This window comes from Priestia sp. FSL W8-0524 (genome assembly GCF_038005965.1).
Taxonomy (GTDB): Bacteria; Bacillota; Bacilli; order Bacillales; family Bacillaceae_H; genus Priestia; species Priestia zanthoxyli.
Genome location: NZ_JBBOUG010000001.1, coordinates 2,755,109 through 2,778,485, shown reverse-complemented (window position 1 = coordinate 2,778,485; position 23,377 = coordinate 2,755,109). Strand labels below are relative to the sequence as shown.

At 38.9% G+C, this 23,377-nt stretch carries 23 protein-coding genes and 1 riboswitch; of the genes, 19 read left to right on the top strand and 4 right to left on the bottom strand.

Annotation, left to right across the window (positions count from 1 at the left end; translation table 11 throughout):
* Positions 1-229: 229 nt before the first annotated feature.
* From NST66_RS14150 to NST66_RS14075, 16 genes are all read left to right on the top strand, one after another.
* A complete protein-coding gene (locus NST66_RS14150; protein WP_033579441.1) occupies positions 230-997 on the top strand; it encodes a carotenoid biosynthesis protein in 768 nt (255 codons plus the stop codon).
* A complete protein-coding gene (locus NST66_RS14145) occupies positions 994-1,707 on the top strand; it encodes a lysophospholipid acyltransferase family protein (protein ID WP_165635364.1) in 714 nt (237 codons plus the stop codon). Before NST66_RS14150 ends, NST66_RS14145 begins: the two co-directional genes overlap by 4 nt.
* Positions 1,704-2,810, top strand: a complete 1,107-nt coding sequence (locus NST66_RS14140; RefSeq protein ID WP_049165328.1) for a glycosyltransferase — start codon at positions 1,704-1,706, stop codon at positions 2,808-2,810. The genes NST66_RS14145 and NST66_RS14140 overlap by 4 nt, the downstream gene beginning before the upstream one ends.
* The gene (locus tag NST66_RS14135; RefSeq protein ID WP_340843437.1) at positions 2,807-4,267 is read left to right on the top strand and encodes a phytoene desaturase family protein; all 1,461 of its coding nucleotides are present in this window, start codon (positions 2,807-2,809) and stop codon (positions 4,265-4,267) included. Before NST66_RS14140 ends, NST66_RS14135 begins: the two co-directional genes overlap by 4 nt.
* 132 nt (positions 4,268-4,399) lie before the next feature.
* The gene (locus tag NST66_RS14130) at positions 4,400-5,128 is read left to right on the top strand and encodes a hypothetical protein (protein ID WP_028412829.1); all 729 of its coding nucleotides are present in this window, start codon (positions 4,400-4,402) and stop codon (positions 5,126-5,128) included.
* A gap of 157 nt (positions 5,129-5,285) precedes the next feature.
* Positions 5,286-6,029: a sugar phosphate isomerase/epimerase family protein gene (locus tag NST66_RS14125; RefSeq protein ID WP_340843436.1), complete on the top strand. Its 744-nt coding sequence runs from the start codon at positions 5,286-5,288 to the stop codon at positions 6,027-6,029.
* Positions 6,026-6,985 (top strand): sugar kinase, encoded by a 960-nt coding sequence (locus tag NST66_RS14120; protein WP_033579436.1) that lies wholly within the window; start codon positions 6,026-6,028, stop codon positions 6,983-6,985. Before NST66_RS14125 ends, NST66_RS14120 begins: the two co-directional genes overlap by 4 nt.
* Positions 6,986-6,987: 2 nt before the next feature.
* Positions 6,988-8,268 (top strand): MFS transporter, encoded by a 1,281-nt coding sequence (locus NST66_RS14115; RefSeq protein WP_013083743.1) that lies wholly within the window; start codon positions 6,988-6,990, stop codon positions 8,266-8,268.
* A gap of 26 nt (positions 8,269-8,294) precedes the next feature.
* A complete protein-coding gene (locus NST66_RS14110; RefSeq protein ID WP_014459503.1) occupies positions 8,295-8,939 on the top strand; it encodes a bifunctional 4-hydroxy-2-oxoglutarate aldolase/2-dehydro-3-deoxy-phosphogluconate aldolase in 645 nt (214 codons plus the stop codon).
* 101 nt (positions 8,940-9,040) lie between these two features.
* A complete protein-coding gene (locus NST66_RS14105) occupies positions 9,041-10,051 on the top strand; it encodes a LacI family DNA-binding transcriptional regulator (protein WP_049165310.1) in 1,011 nt (336 codons plus the stop codon).
* 102 nt (positions 10,052-10,153) lie between these two features.
* On the top strand, positions 10,154-10,789 hold the full coding sequence (gene hxlA, locus NST66_RS14100; protein WP_049165308.1) for a 3-hexulose-6-phosphate synthase: 636 nt from the start codon (positions 10,154-10,156) through the stop codon (positions 10,787-10,789).
* Entirely contained in the window at positions 10,789-11,337 is a 549-nt protein-coding gene (gene hxlB, locus NST66_RS14095; protein WP_033579433.1) for a 6-phospho-3-hexuloisomerase, read from the top strand. Before hxlA ends, hxlB begins: the two co-directional genes overlap by 1 nt.
* A gap of 336 nt (positions 11,338-11,673) precedes the next feature.
* Positions 11,674-12,645 (top strand): DHH family phosphoesterase, encoded by a 972-nt coding sequence (locus NST66_RS14090; protein ID WP_098113318.1) that lies wholly within the window; start codon positions 11,674-11,676, stop codon positions 12,643-12,645.
* A 21-nt stretch (positions 12,646-12,666) separates the two neighbouring features.
* On the top strand, positions 12,667-13,416 hold the full coding sequence (locus NST66_RS14085) for a glucose 1-dehydrogenase (protein ID WP_033579431.1): 750 nt from the start codon (positions 12,667-12,669) through the stop codon (positions 13,414-13,416).
* A gap of 269 nt (positions 13,417-13,685) precedes the next feature.
* The gene (locus tag NST66_RS14080; RefSeq protein ID WP_033579430.1) at positions 13,686-14,333 is read left to right on the top strand and encodes a nitroreductase family protein; all 648 of its coding nucleotides are present in this window, start codon (positions 13,686-13,688) and stop codon (positions 14,331-14,333) included.
* Between the two features lie 427 nt (positions 14,334-14,760).
* On the top strand, positions 14,761-16,332 hold the full coding sequence (locus NST66_RS14075; protein ID WP_028412838.1) for an APC family permease: 1,572 nt from the start codon (positions 14,761-14,763) through the stop codon (positions 16,330-16,332).
* A 58-nt stretch (positions 16,333-16,390) separates the two neighbouring features.
* Here NST66_RS14075 and NST66_RS14070 read toward each other — a convergent pair whose 3' ends face one another.
* A complete protein-coding gene (locus tag NST66_RS14070) occupies positions 16,391-16,954 on the bottom strand; it encodes a YdcF family protein (RefSeq protein WP_033579429.1) in 564 nt (187 codons plus the stop codon).
* 147 nt (positions 16,955-17,101) lie between these two features.
* A riboswitch (cobalamin riboswitch) is annotated at positions 17,102-17,281 on the top strand.
* Positions 17,282-17,373: 92 nt separating this feature from the next.
* Between NST66_RS14070 and NST66_RS14065 the strand changes: the two genes are divergently transcribed.
* From NST66_RS14065 to NST66_RS14055, 3 genes are all read left to right on the top strand, one after another.
* A complete protein-coding gene (locus tag NST66_RS14065) occupies positions 17,374-18,900 on the top strand; it encodes a cobyric acid synthase (RefSeq protein ID WP_340843435.1) in 1,527 nt (508 codons plus the stop codon).
* A 205-nt stretch (positions 18,901-19,105) separates the two neighbouring features.
* The gene (locus NST66_RS14060; protein ID WP_182029108.1) at positions 19,106-20,164 is read left to right on the top strand and encodes an iron chelate uptake ABC transporter family permease subunit; all 1,059 of its coding nucleotides are present in this window, start codon (positions 19,106-19,108) and stop codon (positions 20,162-20,164) included.
* Entirely contained in the window at positions 20,161-21,444 is a 1,284-nt protein-coding gene (locus NST66_RS14055) for an ABC transporter ATP-binding protein (RefSeq protein WP_033579427.1), read from the top strand. The genes NST66_RS14060 and NST66_RS14055 overlap by 4 nt, the downstream gene beginning before the upstream one ends.
* A gap of 17 nt (positions 21,445-21,461) precedes the next feature.
* On the opposite strand, the gene NST66_RS14050 is transcribed toward NST66_RS14055, so the two are convergent.
* The 3 genes from NST66_RS14050 to NST66_RS14040 all read right to left on the bottom strand — a co-directional run bounded on the left by NST66_RS14050 (position 21,462) and on the right by NST66_RS14040 (position 23,343).
* A complete protein-coding gene (locus NST66_RS14050) occupies positions 21,462-22,280 on the bottom strand; it encodes a hypothetical protein (protein ID WP_340843434.1) in 819 nt (272 codons plus the stop codon).
* 44 nt (positions 22,281-22,324) lie between these two features.
* Positions 22,325-22,750: an Hsp20/alpha crystallin family protein gene (locus NST66_RS14045; protein WP_028412844.1), complete on the bottom strand. Its 426-nt coding sequence runs from the start codon at positions 22,748-22,750 to the stop codon at positions 22,325-22,327.
* An 89-nt stretch (positions 22,751-22,839) separates the two neighbouring features.
* On the bottom strand, positions 22,840-23,343 hold the full coding sequence (locus NST66_RS14040; RefSeq protein WP_028412845.1) for an Hsp20/alpha crystallin family protein: 504 nt from the start codon (positions 23,341-23,343) through the stop codon (positions 22,840-22,842).
* Positions 23,344-23,377 lie beyond the last annotated feature (34 nt).

Genomic DNA, 23,377 nt, shown 5'->3' with positions numbered 1-23,377 from the left:
TCATTTCAATCTATACATCCGTAGATTTTAATGGACGTTTATTTTATTTTTGTTTATAAATAAGTAATAAAGTCTCTTATTTAGGGAACGTACTAACAGTGGCTATTTTCACATAATCTTAAGAGAGTGTGTTCTACTCATAGAAAAGAGCACATTGAAAATGGAGAGAATGTGTACAAGCTTATATAATAGCAATTTGATAAAAAGAAGCTGGAGAGAAGGTGAATCGATGATCACAAATGGTATTTATCGTTTTTTTCTTATTTGGTACGTATGCGGAGTCGTTTTGCTTTCATTTGATTTGCTGCCTTCATGGTTAGAATGGGCAAATGCTGTTTTTTTACACTTGAGCAGTCTTCTTGCTCTTATTTATCTAGCTAAAGCCTATGGAGTAAGGCGGGCACTGGTCGTTGCCGTATTTGTGACAGGCGCATCTATTTATGTCGAAAGTCTAGGTGTTAAACATGGGTTTTTGTTTGGATCCTACGATTATGAAAAAGATTTTGGCGCTAAAATCTTAGGAGTTCCTCTAACCATTGGATCGGCTTGGTTTATGGTCGTAATCACAAGCAGAATATTAGCTCTCGGAATTATGAAGCGCATGGAGCTGCCGTTTATTGTCCATGGAATTGCCTATGCGGTCATTAGTTCGCTATTTGCTGTTATTATGGATTTGGCTATTGATCCCGTTGCCTATGTTGTTAAACAATATTGGGTGTGGGAAGGGGACAGCTTTTATTATAATATTCCTTTATCCAATTTCTCCGGCTGGTTTTTACTGTCTTTCTTCATTCAGCTGGTCGTATATTTCTTTTTAGCTAAGGTTCCTAAAGAAGAAGAGCCGGTATGGGAAAGAAGAATGGTGTTTTTGTATAGTGCAGTCGTCATGATGTTTGTAATTGTAGCATTAGTAAATGGCCTGTGGCTTGTGGTATGGCTGACGATGATTCCTTTTCTTATTCTTTATATTGTGTATAAAAAGGAGACTCGCTTATGATTTATCCGAAGAAAAACTCAATATTTGAGCGCTTTTTTCAACTGTTTGTCACATATCAGCTCAAAAAACAGTTTTATCGTATTCATTTACATATAGAAGAGCTCCCAAAAGATAAAAAAATGTTATTAATTGCTAATCATTCCAGCTGGTGGGACGGTTTAGTGACATTTTATTTAAATAACGCGGTATTAAAAACAGATCTATACGCTATGATGTCTGAACAAGGAATGAAGGATTTTCCTTTTTTTCAACGAATTGGGGCTTTTTCAGTAAATGCAGCGTCTCCGAAGCATACGGTGGAATCGTTAAGGTTTGCCAGTAGGCTGTTAGAAGATAAAAAAGCGGTGCTTGTTTTTCCTCAAGGAAAAGAAGAGCATCTTGAAAAAAGACCGTTAGCTTTTTCTGAAGGACCTGCTTTTCTTCTAAAAAAGCAATCTGACGTTGAAGTTATTCCCATTACATATTATTATACGTTTCGCCATGATCAGCGACCCGAGCTTTTTATCTGGGTAGGGCAAGCTGTTTTTTACGACTTAGCCAATGCAAGAGAAGATATAACCAAAACGCTAGCCGCTGCAGTCACTGCTCAGCTCGATCATCAAAAACAAAAAATCATTCAAGAAAACGATGAGGAATTTACGGTTTTATTAAAAGGACGAAAGACGCTTAGCGAGTGGTTAACGTGGTGGAAAGCGAAGGTGAAAGAATGATTTACTATATGCTTTTATTTATTTTGATGCTGCTTCTGACCATTGTAAATATTCAAGCAATGCCTAAATTAAATAGATACAAGTTGAATTCAAAAACACCTCAGCCTCTCATTTCTATTTTGATTCCAATGCGAAACGAAGAACGAAATGTAAAGCGAATCATTTCTTCTGTTAAAGGATTAACGTACAGCAATCTAGAATGTGTCATACTAGACGATCAGTCCACAGATGAAACACGAACACAGCTGTGGAAAGAAATTCAAGGGGATTCAAGGTTTACCATCATAGAAGGAAAAGAGCTGAAAGAAGGGTGGGTAGGAAAAGTTCATGCCTGTCACCAGCTGTCACAAGCTGCAAATGGAGACTATTTATTGTTTGTAGATGCCGATGTACAGCTCAAAGAACGCACGCTAGAACATACTTTAGCCACCGCACAAGCGACAAAAGCAGCTCTTTTAACAGGATTTCCTCGTTTTCCCGTAAAAACGTGGTTAGAAGCATTGGTTGTTCCGCTTCAGCATGTGGTTGTTTTTAGCTATTTACCGGTTGTGGTAGCGAACCGTAACAAGGTGAGCAAAGCTTCAGCAGCTCACGGTGCTTTTATGTTTATAAAAAAAGAAGCTTATGAGATCGCAGGAGGACATGAAGCTGTTAAAACTTCACTAGTAGAAGATGTGCATCTAGCTCAGCTTTTTAAGAAAAAGAAACAGCGCGTTATTTTAGCCAATATTACGTCTCACGTTAGCTGTTATATGTATGAAACAACTGAAGAAGTATGGAATGGGTTTGCTAAAAATATCTTTGTTGGTCTAGGCCGATCCGCTAAAGCAGTTTGGATACTGAGCGTTTTTTTTACCTGTTACTATGTGCTGCCGCTTCCTTTGTTTATAGCAGGAATATTCACAGGCAACATACTTTGGATTCTTCCTTTTTGCATTATGCTTTTTCAGCGGTTTTTAATTGACCGGTCGGCTCAGCAAAAAGGGCTTTTGTTTCTTACTATGCCGGCGTCGGCAATTGTGCTGATGCTGCTCATGAACCATTCTATGAAGCGTGAACGAAAAAAGCAGGGATATGAATGGAAAGGAAGGCATTATCAATGAAAAAAGTACTAATTGTCGGGGCAGGATTAGGCGGATTAGCTGCAGGAGTTCTTCTTCAAACAAAAGGGTTCGATGTCACAATCGTTGAAAAAAACGAACACGTAGGCGGAAAAATGATGCCTGTGCAGCTAGGAGAATATTCTTTTGATTTCGGGCCTAATACCATTACAATGCCAGAAGTTTTTCAGTGGTTATTTGAGCAAGCGGGCGAACGTGCAGAAGACTATATGCCTCTTGTTAAACTAACGCATCATACAAATAATTTCTTCACCGACGGTTCACAATTTTCCATGTCTATCGACGAACGAAAAATGATTGAGCAGCTTGAACGTCTTGACCCCTTTGCTGCTAAACAATACCCGGCCTATTTAAAAGAAGTAAAAAGAATATATGACATTGCAAAAAGTCAATTTTTCTACCGGACATTTTCGTCATGGAAAGATTACACAAACCCTTCTCTATTAAAAGCACTGCTGCAAGTAAGGCCGTTTGAAACAGTAGATACGTTTCATCAGCGCTTTTTTCGAAATGAAAACATTCGAAATGCATTTAATCGATACGCAACCTATATTGGATCTTCACCTTATACATCGCCCGCTACCTTTTCACTGATTGGACACTTAGAAATGAATGACGGGGTGTACTATGTAAAAGGAGGAAATACTAGAATTGCAAAAGGGCTGGGGCATGTGTTCCAAAAAGCCGGCGGAAAGCTGTACACAAACTGCAGCGTGACTGAAATAGTAGTAAAAAATAAGCGGGCTGTCGGAGTGGAAGTGAATGGAGAAGAAAAGATAGACGCGGATATCGTTATTGTAAACGGGGACTTGCTAAATGCCTATCCGGCACTCGTAAAAGAGCAGGATAGACCTCATTTTAAAAACAAAAAAGCAGCTGAATTTGAGCCTTCCATATCAGCCTATGTAATTATGGCAGCAGTTAAAAAGCGCTTTTCTCAGCTGATTCATCATCAAGTGTACTTTTCTCAGGATTACAAGCAGGAATTCTATGAACTATTTCAGCAAAAAACGCTTCCAACCGACCCTACCATTTACGTTTGTAATTCTTCGTATACCGATAACACGGTAGCTCCGGGTGATAATTTATTTATTTTAGTGAATGCCCCTGCTGTAAAAGAAGCGAATCAAGAAAAAATGAAATCTTACAGAGAGGTTGTCTATCGCAAGCTTTCTAAGTTTGGTTTAGATATTGAGCCCTCGCTTGTACATGAACGAATTGTTACTCCATGTGAAATTGAACAAACCTTTGGTGCATTTAAAGGCGCTTTGTATGGAGTGAGTTCAAATCGGAAAATGGATAGTTTTCTTCGTCCAAGCAACGTCTCAAAAGATGTTAAAAACTTATATTTTGTAGGAGGAACGACTCACCCAGGCGGGGGATCTCCTATGGTCACAATTAGCGGTATTAATGTAGCTACGCTTATTTCATCTTCCTAATTGATAAATCAGGATTGTCAAAAAGTTTAGTTTTTTGGTACTATAAGAAAGGACAGAGGCTGTTAACCACCTGTTCTCGCGGATGGAAAAAAATGTTACATAATGAAGTTGAAAAGGTGATTACATAACTATATGATTGTATTTACGTGTCTTATTATTATCATAAGCATTATTCGTCCGTACTTGGAGAGCGTGACTGTTAAGCGAATTGCTTCAGAAGGCAAAAAAATTCGCTACTACAAAGAACAGTTCTTTTTTTATGTGCTAATTTTACTATTTTATATTGCGGTGATGGTATACCATGCGGTTCCACTTTCTATGTTAGGATTGCAGGGAGTATATCTAGATACGATTCACCGGACGGCTCCGTATCCAGCGTGGATTGAATATCTGCTGCTTTTAATCTTTGCCGGTTTTATTATTATTTCCATTATGATTCAATGGATGAAAGATCATGGAGAAACGGTTTTTGTGGAACAGGAGATGCCCACGTCAATTGAGGCAACCGTTCCTAAAACAGAAAGAGAGCAAAAGTGGTGGCTTGCATACAGCGGTATTTCCAGCTTCGTAGAAAGCACCGTCTATTTTCCTAGCTTTTATTTATATAGTCACTATGTATTAGCCATTCAAAATACATGGGTGTTGGCTATTTTAATTGGTATTGGTTATTTCCTATCACAGCTAGCTTTTCAGCGTGACCGTTTGAGTGTCCAGACGCTGTTAGTTGGTATCGGGCTAGGCGCTTTATTTATCATGACAAAGTCAGTTGTAATCATGGTCTTGTACTATGGTTTTAGTTTCTTAATCTATGATATTTATCAACAAGATCGCAATTTAGTAAAAAGCACAGAAGATCACTAAGAAACAACACGGCATAACGCCGTGTTGTTTCTTTTTTTTATAATTTATAAAAAAAGCTTGAAAAGCGCTTTCAATAGTCTTATAATTTAGATAAATCGATTTACTAAACCGGTTTAGTAAGTGGTTAGCTAGTATAATAAGAAAGGTAGGTCGATTTATGAATCATATCATTATTCCTTTAAATGCATTTGAAACGACAAGCTCTCAGCACACCATGATTGGGAAAATATATGAACAGCAAGTACATGGAGTGGAAATTCGAAGAGAGTTAATGAAAAAAGTAGATCAAGAGATTGAGCTTATTGCCGAAGAATTAAAAAGATATCCGCTTTTTACAGTATATTCGGCTCCAATCGAACTGTGGAAAGAAAGTGGAGAGTTAAACAAACAAGAATTAAAATCTATTCTTGAAGAAGCCGTATCACTTGGCGCTCAGTGGGTAAAAGTTTCTCTTGGTTTTTATCAGCCACAATCACCTATAGGGGAATTGCAGGAGCTATTGCAGGCATTTCCAGCTTTACATCTATTTGTGGAAAACGATCAAACCAGTTATGGAGGCAACATAGCATCTTTGCACGCATTTTTTGATAACGCTTACGAAATTCCTGTTTCCATGACGTTTGATATTGGTAACTGGCTTTATGTACAGGAACGACCCCAGGAAGCAATCAAAAAGCTAAGGTCATTTGTAGGCTATATTCATGTTAAACACGTAATAAAGAATAGCGGAAAGCTAGTAACAACCTCTATATCAAACGATTCAAATGAAATGTGGAAAGATATTTTGAAAGGGTTTTCTCATTCGATTTTTAAAGCTTTAGAGTTTCCAATCGATGAACCGGAACAAATCCCCCGCTTCATTTCATTGGTGCAAGCAGCAGAACAGGAGGAAGTGCAATGAATTCATTAGACGTTATTACCTTCGGAGAAGCAATGGCGATGTTCATGGCAGAACAACCAGGACCGCTGTATGAGATTAAGCATTATACAAAAGAGCTAGCCGGAGCAGAAACAAATGTAGCAATTGGTCTCGCTCGTCTCGGTCTGCGCGCAGGGTGGGTGAGCAAAGTCGGCAATGATCCTTTCGGTACGTTTATTATGAAACGGCTACAAGAGGAGTCGGTCAACACCGATTGTGTACTAGTAGATAGCGAACATTCAACAGGCTTTCAAATTAAATCAAAAGTGGAAGTGGGAGATCCGGAAGTTTGTTACTTCCGAAAAAATTCGGCAGCCAGTCACTTGCACCCACGCGATTTTAATCGAAACTATTTTTTAGCGGCAAAACACATGCATATGACAGGAATACCGCTTGCTGTGTCAGCAAGCATGCGTGAATTTGCTCTACACGCGCTTACCTCGATGAAAGCAGCTGGCAGAACGGTTTCCTTTGACCCGAACCTGCGACCGACTCTTTGGACATCGAAGGAAGAAATGATTTTTACAATCAACGAAGCTGCTAAACAAGCAAACTACGTTCTGCCAGGCATTGAAGAAGGGAAAATTTTAACCGGATACGAAAACCCAGAAGACATCGCTTCTTACTATTTAGATGCAGGCGTAGAGCTTGTCGTTATTAAACTAGGTGAACAAGGAGCCTTTTTTAAGACGGCTAAAGAGCAAGGAATGGTTGAAGGAATAAAAGTCAAACAAATAGTGGATACAGTCGGTGCAGGAGACGGCTTTGCAGTAGGGCTGTTAAGCGGACTTCTTCAGCATGATTCTCTTACTCAATCTGTCATGAGAGCAAATGCTATTGGGTCATTAGCTGTACAAAGCCCTGGAGATAACGACGGATATCCAACTGAACAGCAGTTGCAAAAATATATGGAATCCCAAAAACAAGGAGTGAAGTGATAATGAAACAGCAGCTAGCAAAAAAAAGATGGCTTCGGTTAATTCCTATCGTATTTATTACGTATAGCCTTGCATATTTAGACCGTGCAAACTACGGGTTTGGAGCAGCAGCAGGGCTGGCAGAAGATCTTCATATTACGCCAGGTATTTCGTCTTTATTAGGATCGCTCTTTTTCTTAGGTTATTTCTTTTTCCAAATTCCTGGCGCTCACTATGCTGAAAATAAAAGCGCCAAAAAGCTGATTTTTTGGTCTCTGATTTTATGGGGAGCACTTGCTACAGCTACAGGTATGGTAAGCCACGTCGGATTTTTGTTTGTTATTCGATTTGCTTTAGGAGTAGTGGAAAGTGCCGTTATGCCTGCTATGCTCGTTTTTTTAAGCCACTGGTTTACAAAAGCAGAACGTTCTAGAGCCAACACGTTCTTAATTTTAGGAAACCCGGCAACGGTCCTTTGGATGTCAATTGTTTCTGGATATTTGCTAGAATCATTTGGCTGGAGATGGATGTTTATTTTAGAAGGTTTTCCAGCTGTTATTTGGGCGTTTTTATGGTGGAAACTAGTAAACGATGAGCCAAAAGATGCAGGCTGGCTGTCGAAAAAAGAAAAAGCAGACTTACACGATGCGCTGCAAAAAGAACAAGAAGGAATTAAACCTGTTAAAGGCTATAAAGAAGCTTTCAAAAATCGTACTGTCATTTTATTAAGCATTCAATATGCTTTATGGAGTATTGGCGTCTACGGATTTGTTATGTGGCTGCCGTCTATTATTAAAGCAGCGCCTAACATGAGTATAGTGAAGACAGGGTGGTTAGCGTCCGTTCCTTACGTATTAGCAGTCGTATTAATGTTAACGGTTTCATATCTATCAGATAAGTTTTTAAAACGAAGCGCATTTGTATGGCCGTTCTTATTAGTAGGAGCTCTTGCCTTTTACGGATCTTATTTAGTTGGCACAAGCAACTTCTGGCTTTCTTTTACTTTACTCGTTATCGCCGGAGGAACGATGTATGCTCCGTACGGACCGTTCTTTGCGATTATTCCTGAAATTTTACCGCGTAATGTTGCCGGAGGAGCGATGGCTTTAATTAATAGCATGGGGGCACTTGGTTCATTTGCCGGTTCTTATATTGTAGGATTTTTAAATGGATCAACAGGAGGGTTTGGCGCTTCCTATATCTTTATGGCTGGATCATTATTCCTTGCGGCAGTTTTAACCATTGTCGCAACGAAAAAGCCAAGAGAAGTTCAGAGTGTGAAGCCAGTTGAAACAACGGCTTAATGTAATGATAGAAAAGGAGAATTGAGATGCATATTGAGAAAATTACAAGTAGCGGTATTGTAGCGGTCATTCGAGGAGCAAGCGCTGAGCGAATTATTCCGCTTGCCTACGCGTTAAAAGAAGGCGGAGTAACAAATCTAGAAATCACAATGGAAAACCCTGCTGCCGTAGAGGTTATTAAAGAATTGAAAAATGAATTTGACGATTCGATGTTTATTGGAGCAGGAACTGTTCTAGACGAAGAAACAGCACGAATTGCCATTATGGCAGGAGCGTCATTTATTTTTTCCCCTACGGTGAACGAACGAACAATTAAAACGGCTAAAAGATACGGAGTCATTAGCGTTCCGGGTGCTTTTACACCTACTGAAATTTTAACAGCCTATGAATGCGGCGCAGATATGATTAAAGTCTTCCCGGCAAGCGTAGTAGGCCCCGCTTATTTTAAAAATATAGCAGGACCGCTTCCTCATATTCCGTTAATGCCAACAGGCGGCGTTACGGCTGAGAATGCGGGAGCTTATATTAAAGCCGGAGCAGCTGCTATTGGAGCAGGAAGCACATTAGTAGATGGCAAGCAGCTTCCAACTCCTGAATACTTACTTCAAGTAACAAGGGAAGCGAAACGTTTTACTCATGAAATTCAAGAAGCTAGGCTTGCGTACGCTTAATAAATAAAGCCTTCTGCTAGCAAGAAGGCTTTTCCTTTTTCGTTTTTTTCGTTTACACTAGGAGTAGCATAATTTTAGGGATTGAATGAAAAGGACGGATCATGATGCAAAAAGTTACTATGCTGGACGTTGCAAAAGCAGCAAATGTCTCCAAAAGCACCGTATCACAATACATTAACAAGCGATACGAATATATGGGCGAAGAAACGCGAAAGAAAATTAAAGAAGCGATCGATACACTGGGCTATCAGCCCAACTATCTAGCACGAAGCTTAAAACAAAAGCGAACGTCGATGATTGGGATTATTGTTGCCAATATTATGCACAGATTTTCTACGGAAGTCATTCGTGCCATTGAAGACTATTGCCATTCGCAAGATATACATGCCATCATTTGCAACGCAGATGATGACCCTGATAAAGAAAAGAAATATATTAATATGTTAAAAGCAAAGCAAGTAGATGGCCTTATTTTATTTCCAACGGGTGCCAATACTTCTCTTTATGAGCAGATGATCAAAGAAGAATATCCGGTTGTTATTATGGATCGTAAAATTCATGATGTAAAAGGAAAAATTCCATCCGTAGTGGCGAACAACCAAGAAGCCACAAAACAGGCTATTTTGCATCTGCTGGAGCTTGGACATAAGCATATAGCGATTATTACAGAACCATTAACTATTACACCCCGGATTGAACGTGTAGAAGGGTACAAAGAAGCGTTAACATCAGCCAATATGCCTTTAAATGAATTTATGATTATTAACTGCAAAAAAGCGGACATGCAAAAAGCGCTGGAGAAGCTATTTGCAGCCGATAATCCGCCGACAGCGCTGCTGGCTGGAAACGATTTAGTGTTCATTGAAGTGCAGAAATTTATTAAACAACACGGATTTAATATCCCGAATGATTTATCTTTAATTGTTTATGATAATATTCCTTACGCAGATGTAGCAACGCCTGCCGTTACCACGATTTCGCAGCCTGCTTTTGACATGGGAACAAAAGCAGCAGATTTACTTATTAAACAAATTTTGAAAGAAAAGATAGCTTATGAAGAGTACCAGTATGAATGTGAATTAATTATTCGAGAAACAACGTTGTCGCATTAAGCTAAAAAGAGCGCCTATGGCGTGCTCTTTTTAGCTCATCAAAATATTCGTTTTTTTTACGCTGTTACTAAACCGGTTTAGTAGAAAGTGAGGAGAAGAAAGATGAAGATACAATTAGCATTAGATCGCGTCACAATTGAAGAAGCTATTATCCTTGCCAAGCTGGCAGAACCCTATGTTGATTGGATTGAAGTAGGTACATCTCTTATAAAAGAGTATGGAATTGAAAGCATTTATAAAATCAAACAGGCATTTCCGCACAAGACGATTGTAGCAGATATCAAAACGATTGATAACGCAGAGTATGAGTTTACCATGTGCTATCAGGCAGGAGCAGATATAGCAACAGTAATGGGCGTATCACCTTTACCCACGATAGAGACGTGTGCAAATGTCAGCGAAAAATGGAATAAAAAAATGATGGTTGATTTATTAAACACGTCAAGCGGCTCGCAAAAGCAAGTAAGTATTTATAGAAACGCTATTTTTTGCCATCATATCAGCAAAGACGAGCAAGAAAAAGAAGGAAAATCGCTGAGTCAAATAAATTTGCGGCAGTATTTTCATTCAGATGCGCAAATAGCAGTAGCAGGAGGAATTAATCCAGCCTCAGCAGCATCATTACTTCAAATGAAAGCGGACGTTGCGATTATTGGATCAGCGATTACAAAAAGTGCAGATGTGGCAAAGGCATCTGCTGAATTTCAAGACTTATTTATGAGCAGGGGGAACGTATAATGACAAAAACACAAACGATTTTACATGAAATTACGACCGTAATGAATCACATAAAAGAGCCTCAAATAGAAGAAGTAGCGTTTTCACTTTACCAAGCAAAACGAATTTTTGTTATAGGCGAAGGTCGCTCCGGGTTAATGGGCAAATCATTTGCGATGAGACTGATGCATTTAGGTGCAACAGTATACGTTGTAGGAGAGACCATTACTCCTTCGATTGCAGCAGGTGACGTATTGGTGGCTGTATCAGGTTCAGGAAAAACACAGCAAGTGGTGAGCGTAGCTAAAAAAGCCAAAGAAGTAGGATGTTCAGTTATCGGCATTTCAGCTAGTACAGAATCACCATTAACTGCTCATACTGATGAGCTGCTGCACATTCCCGCTGCAACCAAATACCGAAGCGAAAATGAAGCCGCTTCTATTCAGCCGCTTGGTTCATTGTTTGATCAATGTGCTCATGTTGTGTTTGATACGATTTGCTTAGAATACGGGAATTTGAACCAAACGGATCATGAACAGGCGTTTAAGCAGCACAGCAATTTAGAGTAAGTGGAAATAGGCTGAAACAAAAGTAGGTTGGTTAAAAGAAAATCCGAACGATGAGTCAAGATTCTTGATGGAGAATCACATTCGTTCGGATTTTTTTATTGGTATTGGTGAGCGTAGGTTTCATGTGTGTAGTTGCTTCTAGCTGTTGATTGGATCGATGTAGTTATGTCTCACTCTCTTTTGATACAGGTAAGTCTAAACGTTTACTTCACTTTTGTTTATTGCGAAGATATTCCTTCTCTTCAAAGTAAATAACAGCATTTTTATGTTGAAATTGCTATAATATACAAGCCGGTACATATACTAAGGCGACTGAAAATAAAGGAGTTTTGATTGATGACAAAAATAAAATTAATTTCACATAACGATTTAGACGGGGTAAGTCCAGCACTGTTGGGTCGGTTAGCGTTTGGCGACGACAACTTTGATTACAGCACGGTAAGCATTGGCCGCATCAATGACACAGTGACGCATTTTATTGAAGAAGAAAACGATGGAGACACAGCTTTATACATAACGGATATTAGCGTAAACGATGAAGTAGCGGAAAAATTAAATGAACTGGTAAAAAAAGGCCAGAAAATAACTCTTATTGACCATCATATCTCTGCTCTTCCACTAGCTGAGAAATACGATTGGGTTCATGTTATTGCAGAAGACGAAAACGGTAAAAAGACAGCAGCTACATCTCTTTTCTACGACTACTTAGTGCGCAACAACATGCTTCAAAAAACGGAGTTGCTTGATGAATATGTAGAACTTGTGCGTTTATTTGATACGTGGGACTGGTTTCATGAAAATAATTTGAAAGCAAAGCGCCTCAATCACCTATATTATCTAATCCCGCATGAAGAATTTAAAGAGACCATTCTAGAAACGCTTCGTGAATCGTACCATACTGAAAATCAAGAATTTACGTTTACGGACAAACACGAAATTTTACTAGAAGCAGAAGAAAAAAAGATTGAAAAATATATTTACGACAAGCAAAAACAAATCATAAAAGAAAGTGTTGAAATTGCTAAAACAGCGTACAACGTAGGCATTGTATTTGCAGATACATATCAGTCTGAGCTAGGAAATGCACTGTGTCTAGAAAACGAAGATATCGACTTTTCCGTTATGGTGGACATGGGACGCCAAAAGATTGGCTTCCGTGCAGTAAAAGACGAAATCAACTTAGCCGAAATTGTTGGGCACCTTGGAGGAGGAGGTCACCCAAAAGCTTCTGGATGCAAGTTAACGGCTGAAACGTTTGCTCTTTTCGTCACGGATCACTTGTTTAAAGACGAAGAAAAAAGTGAATAAAGCGTATAAGGAGGAGATGCTATGTCATTTAAAGATTTAGTTGTTGTTGTTACGGGAGCTGCGAATGGAATAGGAAAAGATGTATCACGCGCATACGCAAAACAAGGAGCAAAAGTGGTATTGGCAGATGTGGACGAAACCGAAGGCGAGCGTCACGCAGAAGCTATTCAAAGACAAGGCGGAGAAGCCATTTTTGTAAAAACAGACGTCCGAAAAGAAAGCGACATTTTACATCTCGTTGAAAAAACGGTCAGTACGTATGGAACGATACATATTTTGATTAATAATGCAGGCGTTTCCCGCTGGAAATCACCGTATGAGCTAACCGTTGATGAATGGGATGACATTATCAATACGAACCTGCGCAGCGTGTTTCTATGTTCTCGCGAAGCAGCTAAAGTGATGAGGAAAAACGAAAGCGGGGGCTCCATTGTAAACTTAGCTTCTACAAGAGCTTCAATGTCTGAACCAGATACAGAAGCCTATGCTGCTACAAAAGGAGGAATCGTTGCTTTAACTCATGCACTTGCCGTTTCGCTTGGTGATGACAACATCACGGTAAATGCTATTTCTCCAGGATGGATTGAGACATCTGACTACGATGGCCTTCGTGAAATCGATCATACGCAGCATCCGTCTAATCGGGTAGGAACGCCAGCGGATATCTCAAGAGCGTGTATGTACTTAACAAACGTCGAAAATGATTTTGTAACAGGAGCTAACCTCGTAGTAGACGGGGGAATGACGCGAAAGATGATTTATGAACATTAAGCATCTACGAAAAAAGACTGCCGTATTTAGCAGTCTTTTTTCATATAATCAAGAAAAGAAAAAGATAATAATTTTCGCTTGACAGAACAAAATAATCATTGTAAAGTAAGTTACATAAAGTAATTAAATTTCAATTAATATTTTTTGGTTTAATATCTCGAATTAGAGATATAAGAATTCATTATATCTTGTTTATCTCCTTTTATCAGGGGGAAGGGTATAAACATGCAATTTAAGCTTAAAAAAACAAACAATTAGGAGTGTGGAAAATGGGTTTTTTAGATAAATTATTTGATAAATCAAGTGATCAACAACAGGTTGGAAAAGATTTTTATGAAGCAATTAAAAACCGACGTTCTATTTATGCAATTGATAAAAATGTAAAAATGTCAGAAGAAAAAATTGAAGAAATTATTAACTTTGCGGTGAAACATACTCCTTCAGCATTTAATTCCCAAAGCGCACGCGTAGTCGTTTTATTTGGCGAACAGCATGATAAAGTGTGGAATATTACGAGAGAAACGCTTCGTAAAATTGTTCCAGCTGAAAATTTTTCAGATACGGATCAAAAAATGAACTTATTCGGAAGCGGCTATGGAACAGTTCTTTTCTTTGAAGATCAAGAAGTAGTTGAAGGGCTGCAAAAGCAGTTCGCATCTTACAGCGAAAATTTCCCGGTTTGGTCTAACCAATCATCAGGCATGCTGCAGCATGTGATCTGGACAGCTCTTGAGCTCGAAGGCCTAGGAGCAACTTTACAGCATTACAATCCATTGATTGACGATGAAGTAAAAGCAGCTTGGAATATTCCAAGTTCATGGAAGCTGATTGCTCAAATGCCATTTGGTAATCCCGTGTCACCAGCGGGAGAAAAAGAATTTCAACCACTAAGTGAACGTGTAAAAGTATTTAAATAAGCAAAAAAAAAGAGGCACGGGCAACATTATTTTAATTAAAGCAAAATCCGAACGATGAATCGTTCGGATTTTTTTATTGGTATGGCAAGCCTAGGTGTTGCGTATGTAGCTGCTTCTAGCGGTTGATTTTATTATATCTCAGACCCTTTTTTACGGTAAATAGTTTGAATATTCTTTTATGTTTAACCTAAGAAAAATGCGGTTAAATAGGAGGAGTAGTCCTCAAATCTTCTGTGGAATTTATGCGCTATACATAAGCAATTCAACGATGTTTTACAAAAAAATAAAGTTTTTAACTTGGTTTTTTAGAGAATATTTGTTAACATATCCACTTGTGAGGTCTTAGTAAGAGGAGGATGATGTAAAGAATCCCATATCGGACGCAAGGGCGTAGATATGTGGAGTGGAAATTTTAAAGGAGGATATTATGTCTGATCAAGGAAATCAAGGAAAGTTTAAAAAATCAATATCGTTACTTGACCTAACGTTAATTGGGATGGGAGCTATTTTTGGTTCCGCCTGGTTATTTGCGGTTAGTAACGTAGCGTCAAAGGCTGGTCCAGCCGGAAGTTTTTCGTGGCTGATTGGCGGAGTCATTATTTTACTTATCGGTTTAGTGTATGCTGAACTTGGAGCAGCGCTGCCGCGTACCGGTGGAATTATCCGTTATCCGGTTTACTCACATGGTCATTTAGTGGGTTACTTAATTTCATTCATTACCATTATTGCTTACACAAGTTTGATTGCCATCGAGGTAACGGCTGTACGTCAGTATGTTGCGTTTTGGCTTCCTGGTCTAACTAAACATGGTTCTGAATCGCCTACTACAATCGGCTGGTTATTTCAGTTCGCGTTATTAACGCTATTTTTTATCATTAACTACGTAAGTGTAAAAGCATTTGCTAAGTCAAATGTTATTATATCTGTGTTCAAATATGCGGTTCCTCTTACAATTATCGTCGTGTTAGCTTATCACTTTAAATCAGCTAACTTTACAACTGGCGATTTTACTCCGTTTGGTTTTAATGGTATTCAAGCAGCCATTTCAACAGGTGGCGTTATGTTTGCTTACCTAGGACTTCACCCTATTGTTTCTGTAGCCAGTGAAGTTAAAAACCCGCAGCGTAATATTCCAATCGCGCTCATTATCTGTATTGTACTTTCAGCGATTATTTACACAGCACTGCAAGTATTGTTCATTGGTAACATTCCGGCTGATATGCTATCAGGAGGATGGGGAACAATTCAAGAGCAATTCTCTTTACCATTTAAAGATATTGCACTTATTTTAGGCCTTGGCTGGTTAGTAACGCTTGTTATTTTTGATGCTATTTTATCACCAGGCGGTAACGGGAACATCTTCATGAATACAACTTCTCGTTTAGTTTATGCTTGGTCTCGTAATGGAACACTATTTAAACGTTTCTCAAAAGTAGATAAGAAAACAGGAATTCCACGTGCGTCACTATGGCTATCGTTTGGAATGTCCGTATTCTGGACACTGCCATTTCCTTCTTGGGAAGCGCTAGTAAACGTATGTTCAGTAGCACTTATTCTGTCTTATGCGATTGCGCCAATTTCAGCTGCTGCATTCAGAGTAAATGCAAAAGACCTTAAAAAGCCTTTCAAATTAAAAGGCATGAGCGTTATTGCTCCTGTGTCATTTATCTTCTGTTCATACATCGTATATTGGTCAGGATGGACGACAATTTCTTGGCTTCTAGGATCACAGCTTCTAATGGTTGTTATCTACGTAGCATTTAAGAAATACGTACCAACTGACGTTGTAAAATTTGCACAGCAGCTTAAATCTGCTTGGTGGCTAGTTGCTTATTATATTATTATGCTTGTTATCTCTTACCTAGGCTCATTTGGTGGAGGACAAGGTGTGCTAAGCAACCCGCTTGACTTAATTTTAATTGCTCTTGTTTCAATCGGTATTTTCTACTGGGCGAAATACACGGGTTTACCAAAAGCAGTTATCGATACGGATGATTAATAAAAAACACGGCATGAATTCATGCCGTGTTTTTCGTTTGTATAGGGGTGTACTCTATTTATTTATCAAACAGCCACGTTTTTAAGATAGCAGCATACTCACGAAAGTAGGCTTGAAGTTTAATTGAATTTGGTGTCTTTGCACCTAAAGGATAAACGTCAAAACCTTGACGCTTGGCAATAATAGAGGCGCGAAATAAATGAAAATCACTGCTAACAAGCACGACTTTTTTGTGTTGAATATCAACTTTCTTTTTAGTGAAAGTGAAATTCTCAAAAGTAGAAGTTGACTGATCCTCTTTTATCATTCGATTCTTTTTAATTCCTTCTTTTCGTAGAAAACGATAGGCTGCTTCTGCTTCAGAAATTTCTTCATCGGATCCTTTTCCACCCGTTACGATAACTTTTGTTTGTTTATGAGTCTTTAAATAAGATAAAGCCGTTTTTGCTCGTTCTTTTAAACTAGGAGACATTTGATCTCCGTCTACTTTGGAACCTAAAATGAGCACATAATCTGCTTTTTGCGGAACAGGCTGATGAGCGGTTTGATACATACAAAAAGACATGATTGCTATGTAAAGAACAAGCAAACTAATAAAGATATAAATGATTTTTTTCTTCAACTACGAGCACCTTCCTAGCTATTTCATAAGATGTTTGGAAAATAATTGTTATTATAGCATACGAGACTCAAATAAGTATAAACACAGTAATATATAATAATAGAAGAAAATCGTTATTGTGAATGGTTATAAAATTCGTTACAATAAAGAATAAATGATTTTAAAAGTGCCTCTAAGGAGGATAATAGGGAAATCGGTGTAAATCCGGTGCAGCCCCCGCTACTGTAAATGTGGATGAACCTGCAAAGACCCACTAGTCAAACTAGGAAGGATGCAGAAGTAAAATGAAGCATAAGCCAGGAGACCTGCTTTTAAAAACCCCTTATTTTTCGGTGGGAGAAATAAGTCAAGACAATGTGTTAATGAGCGCATGACCAAACCTTGACTTTTACAGTTAAGGTTTTTTTATGTGATAGGGAGTGGAAAAAGTGAAAAAAGGAAAACCTCTTATGATTCAAGGAACGCACTCAGACGCTGGAAAAAGCATGATTGCTACAGCGTTTTGCCGTATTTTTAAAGAAGACGGCTATCAAACTGCACCGTTTAAATCGCAAAATATGGCGCTTAATTCATACATTACAATGGATGGAAAAGAAATTGGAAGAGCGCAAGGAATTCAAGCTGAAGCGGCTGGAGTAGAAGCAACAACCAATATGAATCCTATTTTAATTAAACCAACTCGTGATCATGAATCTCAAATTGTCGTTCATGGAAAACCGCTTCGTAATATGTTTGCTTTTCAGTATCGGCAAGAATTTTTTAATGAAGGTTTGAACGTTATCACGGAGTCTTATAAAGAGCTTGCCAATCATTATGATCGAATTGTGATTGAAGGTGCTGGAAGTCCTGCTGAAGTGAATTTGAACGATCGGGAACTGGTAAATATGCGCGTAGCAAAGATAGCCCAAGCCCCTGTTGTGTTAGTAGGAGACATTGATAAAGGAGGGGTTTTTGCGAGTCTGGTGGGTACTCTTCAATTGCTTCCAGATGAACATAAACCTAGAGTAATTGGAGTGTTAATCAATAAATTCCGAGGGGACTTAGAGCTTTTAAAACCGGGGTTGAAGTGGTTTGAAGAATACACGGGAGTTCCGGTACTAGGAGTGATTCCTTATATGCACGACGTGGAAATTGACGCTGAAGATTCGCTATCACTCAGAAATTACTCAACGCTTGTAAATCCGTTAAAAGAAATCGATATTGCGGTTATCTCGTATCCTCGCATCTCAAATTTTACAGACATTGATCCTCTAAGCTTAGAAGAAGACTGTCATGTGAGACTTGTAACCAAGCCATCACAACTAGGTACGCCTGATTTAATTGTTTTACCAGGAAGCAAAAATACGATTGAAGATGCGCAGTTTTTACAAGAAAGCGGCCTGGCTCTAGCCATTAATCAAGTCTTGAACGCAACAAACGCTCACGTTATTGGCATCTGCGGGGGATATCAAATGTTAGGCGAGACAATTACGGACCCCGATGCAGTAGAGTCCCGGATTGAATCTATTAAAGGGCTGGGTTTGCTTCCAGTGGAAACCGTTATGACAACCAGCAAAAAAACAGAAAGAGTTTCTGGATATGTTCAGTTAGAGAGTGAGAAGGTTTCGATTGAAGGCTATGAAATTCATATGGGAAAGACGGTTTCTAAAAGCATGACGGAAGCCTTTGCGGTGGTAGATGATCAAAAAGAAGGAACGGTTAAAGACAACATCATTGGCACGTATGTTCATGATGTGTTTCATAACGATGCTTTGCGCAGAGCTTTGCTTAATCAAATTCGTAAACTTAAAAAATTGCCGCCTATTACGGATACATTCAACAGTCGCCTGCAAAAAGAGGAGTCTTTTTCAAAAGCAGCAGCATATGTGAGAGAAGCTGTAGATATGGAAAAGCTGTATCATTTAATAGACAACTATAAAAGCCCGGAGCAAACACAAAAAGTGTAGCTTGTAGAGGTTTTCGCTTGTTTTTTCACCGAGAACTTTAGTACGCTATTCTACGTTGCCTAGTTCAACAGTCTAGCACTCGTAACAAATAAAAGATGATTGTTTCCAATACTATGTAGGATGGAAACATGGTTTATGGACAGGAAAATGAATGGTTAATGTAATGTAAAACATCACGCCTCGTTTCCTAGAGGAGCTGAAAGTATTGATTTTTAAACGTATTTTTTTAAACAAAGCATCTATTTTATACATAGTCAGTTTATTTATTGTATGTACTTCGGTGATTATGGGAGTATTTATTGGTACAGTTTCGTTAACCGTAGGAGATACAATCAAAATTATTATTGGCCACCTTACCGGACTATCCTTATATCACGGTCCGGAAAACATGGATTTAATCATTTGGCAAATTCGTTTTCCAAGAGTACTGGTGGCATTTTTAGTAGGAGCTTCGCTTTCAATAGCAGGAGCTGCCTTTCAAGGGCTATTAAGAAACTCTCTTGCGGATCCTTACACGATCGGAGTTTCCTCAGGTGCAACCCTTGGCTCTGTCATGGCAATTTATTTTCACTGGAGTATTTTTGGCTTGTCTATCTTCACGCTGCCTGTAGTCGGCATCGTATCTGGTTTTATTACTCTTCTTTTAGTTTTTGGTATTACGAAACTCGCAAGCGGCAATTTGGCCAATGAAACCATCATCTTAGCGGGGATTATTTTATCATCCTTTATGAGCGCGCTTATTTCATTAATTGTAGCTCTTTCTCCTGAAGAAGATGTAAGGCAGGTTTTATATTGGCTAATGGGAAGCGTATCAATGAGAGGATGGTCGCATATTCAAATTTTGGGGCCGTTCTTTTTAGTCGGTACGATTATGCTGCTGTTACATGTGAAGGAGCTGAACGGCTTAGCATTTGGCGATCAATCCGCTCAGTTTATGGGGATAGACGTAAAGAAGAAAAAAAGAATGATTTTAATAGGTGCATCCGTATTAACCGGGGCTGCGGTATCAGTATCTGGGGCAATTGGATTTGTTGGCTTAGTTATTCCCCACGTAGTGCGTCTCGTAGCGGGAGCTAATCATAAGCATGTACTGCCGCTTTCTATTTTAATCGGAGGAAGTTATTTGGTTTTAGCCGATTTAATAGCAAGAACGATATTAGAACCTCGTGAACTGCCGATTGGAGTCGTAACCGCCTTAATTGGTTCGCCAATTTTTACGCTGCTGCTTGTAAAAGAACGTATGCGGAAAAGAGGAATATCATGATTGAACTATATAATGTGACGGGAGGATACGATAAACAGAAACCGACCGTTCGTGACATCACGTTCACCGTAGACAAAGGTTCTTTTGTTGCTTTACTAGGACCAAATGGAAGCGGAAAAACAACGCTTATTCGCTTAATTATGAATGTATTAACCACTCAATCAGGAGAAGTGAAGGTAGAAGGGAAGTCAGTGAAGGCTTATTCACCAAAACAACTGGCGCAAAAAGTTGCAGTCATGACGCAAGAAAATCAAATTGGATTAGAATTTACGGTTCAAGAAATTGTTTCACTTGGACGTTATCCTTATCAGGCAAAAGGTTTGTTTAGCACTGTATCAGCACAGGATGAAGAAGTGGTAGAAAGCGTGATGAAATTAACAAACGTCTGGCACTATCGAAATCATACCTTTCAATCGCTGAGCGGTGGAGAAAAACAGCGGGTGTTACTTGCTAAAGCACTGGCGCAAGAACCTGACTACTTACTTCTTGATGAACCAACGAATCACTTAGATGTAAAACATACGATGGAACTGCTTCAGCTGTTAAAAACGTTACAGCAGGAAATGAGCTTGACGGTTCTGGCCATTTTGCATGATCTCAACATTGCCTCGCTGTTTGCAGATAATGCCGTATTATTGAAAGATGGAAGAGTAGAAGAAACGGGGATGGATGCCATTTTTCAGGATGCAGCTACGTTAAAAAGAGTATATGGCGTTGATTTGCATGTATTTCACCATCCCGCTGTGAACAAGCGGCAAATTGCTTTTGTGCCGCCGTATCAATATCCAGAGACGGACTTCCATGAGTTGTATCAGTTGCAAAAGGAACCGGGCAAGCTATGTTTATCCTTTGCTCGTCCTTTGAGAACTCTTTCACTGGGTTCCAATGAAACAGGTCTAGACTGGTGTCAAGAAATTGTTCAACAGCAAAGCAGTTCTAACACGGCGTGGAAATCTGCGTCTTTATCTAGTCATGAAGTTCGCTTAAAAGACGATAAAGGTTACTCGTGGCTGACTGTACTGACACATGGACAAAAAGAGAATGAAATGAATATTGTTCTACTAACAAATACACCGCTTTCGGACGCGAACCTACTTCATGCTGCGATGAAGGTAATTGAATACCGGGCTTTCTTAGGAAAAACAGGCCGTATTGTTGTAGCATCATCTCATCATAAAGAAGAAAATCAAGAAGAAATTTCAGCGTTCTTAATGGAACGCCTACAGAAAGAATTACAACTATTTATGGAAACAAAAATGACCGACAATTGCTTTAAATAAGCAGTAGCGGTCATTTTTTATTCTTCGGAGTGATCAGGCTTTTCTGTTTCACCTCCTGAACTCATCGTTGTCTCAGTTGTATGTTCATCAATCTTTTTTTCTTTTAGCTTAACAGAGAATAAGTCTTTGACTTCTTCATCCACTTGATCAGAGTCAGCGCTGTAAGTTGTACCAATGTTTAAGTGGCCGGTCAAATCTTTAATTCCTAGCTGGCCAAAATTATTACTAAGGTCAATTTTGTCTAACAATACTTTTTCCACCATAATTTTTTCAACAACAATGGACTGCTTTGGCTGAGTTACTTCATCAATCTTTTTGTCAAGAGTTTTCACCATCTCATATAAAGCTGTATTGGACGATTCTTCCTTTAACGCAGAGAGCTGATTTTGAATGTCTTCGAAATTAGGAGCTGACTGCATAGCCGAAAGTAAATGAGCTGTTTGCTCGTGCAGTTGAGACAATGATTGAATAAGATGAGCTGATTCATGTAATTGCTGATGAAGCTCTTCTATTTTAGGAATCGCGTCGGTTAAACGCGTCACTTGATCAATAATTCCCTGCAGGTTCAGCGCTGAATCTGACGAATGAACAGATTTTGTGAATTCAACTTCATCAGATGTCTTAGGCTCCGTTTGGCTCGGCAACTTCTTTGGCTGCTGAGGGGGTTTCTTTAGATTAGACTGTTTTTTAGTTTTCATCTTTTCGGGTAATTCTTTCCGCTTTTGATTAGAGCTTTGGTCTATGGGACTTACTTTTTTTTTGGTTGGAAGGGAAGACGGATTTATTTTGCGGACTGTTTCAATTTTAGGCGATTGTTTAAACCACTTAGAAAACATGAAATTCCCTGCCTTTCATGCTACGTATAGTTCTGCACAATAAATTACAAATCAAATTTCACGTGCAATAGACCATCTTTAAATGATGCGTGACACGGCGCTTCCCCTACAGCAGGTGGAAGGATGATTGATCGTTGAAACGTTCCTTCACGTCTTTCTTTGTGAAGAACATTTGCATCCTTCATCGTTAAAAGAGATGAACCGGATATGTGTAAAGTATTTTCATGCATGGTCAATTCGACGTCTGTTCGTTTAGCACCGGGTATTTCAATCACAACTAACAGTTGATTTGCCCATTCGTATACATCAATTAAAGGATAATCTCGATACTCATTTACAATTTGAGGAGAAGCATCTGCTTCCGTATCATTCTTTTCTTCAGGATCATCGTCAAAAATCTTTTCCCAAAATTTTGTATGGTTTTCTTCTTGTAACGTTTCTGCCCACTTTTTAAACTTTCCATGATTCATATTTGTCACCTTCTTTAAAAAAATAAAACAAGGCCTTTTGCCGCTTCCTATTTTATATGTATGCATGAAAACAGAAAAAAACGTCCACTTTAATCTAAATCGTGGACGTCTATTTGAGACATAGGAATATTAACATGTTTAGGCATCCGGATTTCCAACACCCCGGAACGATATACGGCGCGTGTACCTTTTTTGCGAACCGAACAAGGAAGCTGAATTTCTTCTTTGAAGGATTCTTCTCCATCTATTCCTTCAATCGTACACACGTATGGAGTATGATAGACTTTAATGCTTGATACAATATCGCGGTTAGGAATTTTTAACTGAACAATGCATTCGTCTAATGTATTAATGACGTTTGAATCAAATCTTCTTAGCTGTTGTCCATGACCTTCATTTCCCACATCCTGCTGTTCTTTCATCATGTCTTGGGCCTGCTTAAAGAATTCATTTCCTTGCATAAAATCCGGAAAAGAATGGGACATCGTAGAAGAAATCATTTGCTGAATATATTTATTCATGTCTTTAGATGCCATTCCTTTTGGGATATTTTCCATCATTCCTTTAAACGGAGACTTTCCAAATGGAAACATATTTACACACCTCCTTGTAATGTGCCAAGTAAAA

Excerpts from the sequence above, each read along its gene's own strand:
- NST66_RS14075 (WP_028412838.1), top strand. The coding sequence starts at position 14,761 with ATGTCTGATCAAGGAAATCAAGGAAAGTTTAAAAAATCAATATCGTTA.
- NST66_RS14150 (WP_033579441.1), top strand. The coding sequence starts at position 230 with ATGATCACAAATGGTATTTATCGTTTTTTTCTTATTTGGTACGTATGC.
- hxlA (WP_049165308.1), top strand. The coding sequence starts at position 10,154 with ATGAAGATACAATTAGCATTAGATCGCGTCACAATTGAAGAAGCTATT.
- NST66_RS14115 (WP_013083743.1), top strand. The coding sequence starts at position 6,988 with ATGAAACAGCAGCTAGCAAAAAAAAGATGGCTTCGGTTAATTCCTATC.
- NST66_RS14120 (WP_033579436.1), top strand. The coding sequence starts at position 6,026 with ATGAATTCATTAGACGTTATTACCTTCGGAGAAGCAATGGCGATGTTC.
- NST66_RS14125 (WP_340843436.1), top strand. The coding sequence starts at position 5,286 with ATGAATCATATCATTATTCCTTTAAATGCATTTGAAACGACAAGCTCT.
- NST66_RS14085 (WP_033579431.1), top strand. The coding sequence starts at position 12,667 with ATGTCATTTAAAGATTTAGTTGTTGTTGTTACGGGAGCTGCGAATGGA.
- NST66_RS14145 (WP_165635364.1), top strand. The coding sequence starts at position 994 with ATGATTTATCCGAAGAAAAACTCAATATTTGAGCGCTTTTTTCAACTG.
- hxlB (WP_033579433.1), top strand. The coding sequence starts at position 10,789 with ATGACAAAAACACAAACGATTTTACATGAAATTACGACCGTAATGAAT.
- NST66_RS14110 (WP_014459503.1), top strand. The coding sequence starts at position 8,295 with ATGCATATTGAGAAAATTACAAGTAGCGGTATTGTAGCGGTCATTCGA.
- NST66_RS14045 (WP_028412844.1), bottom strand. The coding sequence starts at position 22,750 with ATGAATCATGGAAAGTTTAAAAAGTGGGCAGAAACGTTACAAGAAGAA.
- NST66_RS14130 (WP_028412829.1), top strand. The coding sequence starts at position 4,400 with ATGATTGTATTTACGTGTCTTATTATTATCATAAGCATTATTCGTCCG.
- NST66_RS14050 (WP_340843434.1), bottom strand. The coding sequence starts at position 22,280 with ATGTTTTCTAAGTGGTTTAAACAATCGCCTAAAATTGAAACAGTCCGC.
- NST66_RS14055 (WP_033579427.1), top strand. The coding sequence starts at position 20,161 with ATGATTGAACTATATAATGTGACGGGAGGATACGATAAACAGAAACCG.
- NST66_RS14090 (WP_098113318.1), top strand. The coding sequence starts at position 11,674 with ATGACAAAAATAAAATTAATTTCACATAACGATTTAGACGGGGTAAGT.
- NST66_RS14040 (WP_028412845.1), bottom strand. The coding sequence starts at position 23,343 with ATGTTTCCATTTGGAAAGTCTCCGTTTAAAGGAATGATGGAAAATATC.
- NST66_RS14080 (WP_033579430.1), top strand. The coding sequence starts at position 13,686 with ATGGGTTTTTTAGATAAATTATTTGATAAATCAAGTGATCAACAACAG.
- NST66_RS14140 (WP_049165328.1), top strand. The coding sequence starts at position 1,704 with ATGATTTACTATATGCTTTTATTTATTTTGATGCTGCTTCTGACCATT.
- NST66_RS14135 (WP_340843437.1), top strand. The coding sequence starts at position 2,807 with ATGAAAAAAGTACTAATTGTCGGGGCAGGATTAGGCGGATTAGCTGCA.
- NST66_RS14105 (WP_049165310.1), top strand. The coding sequence starts at position 9,041 with ATGATGCAAAAAGTTACTATGCTGGACGTTGCAAAAGCAGCAAATGTC.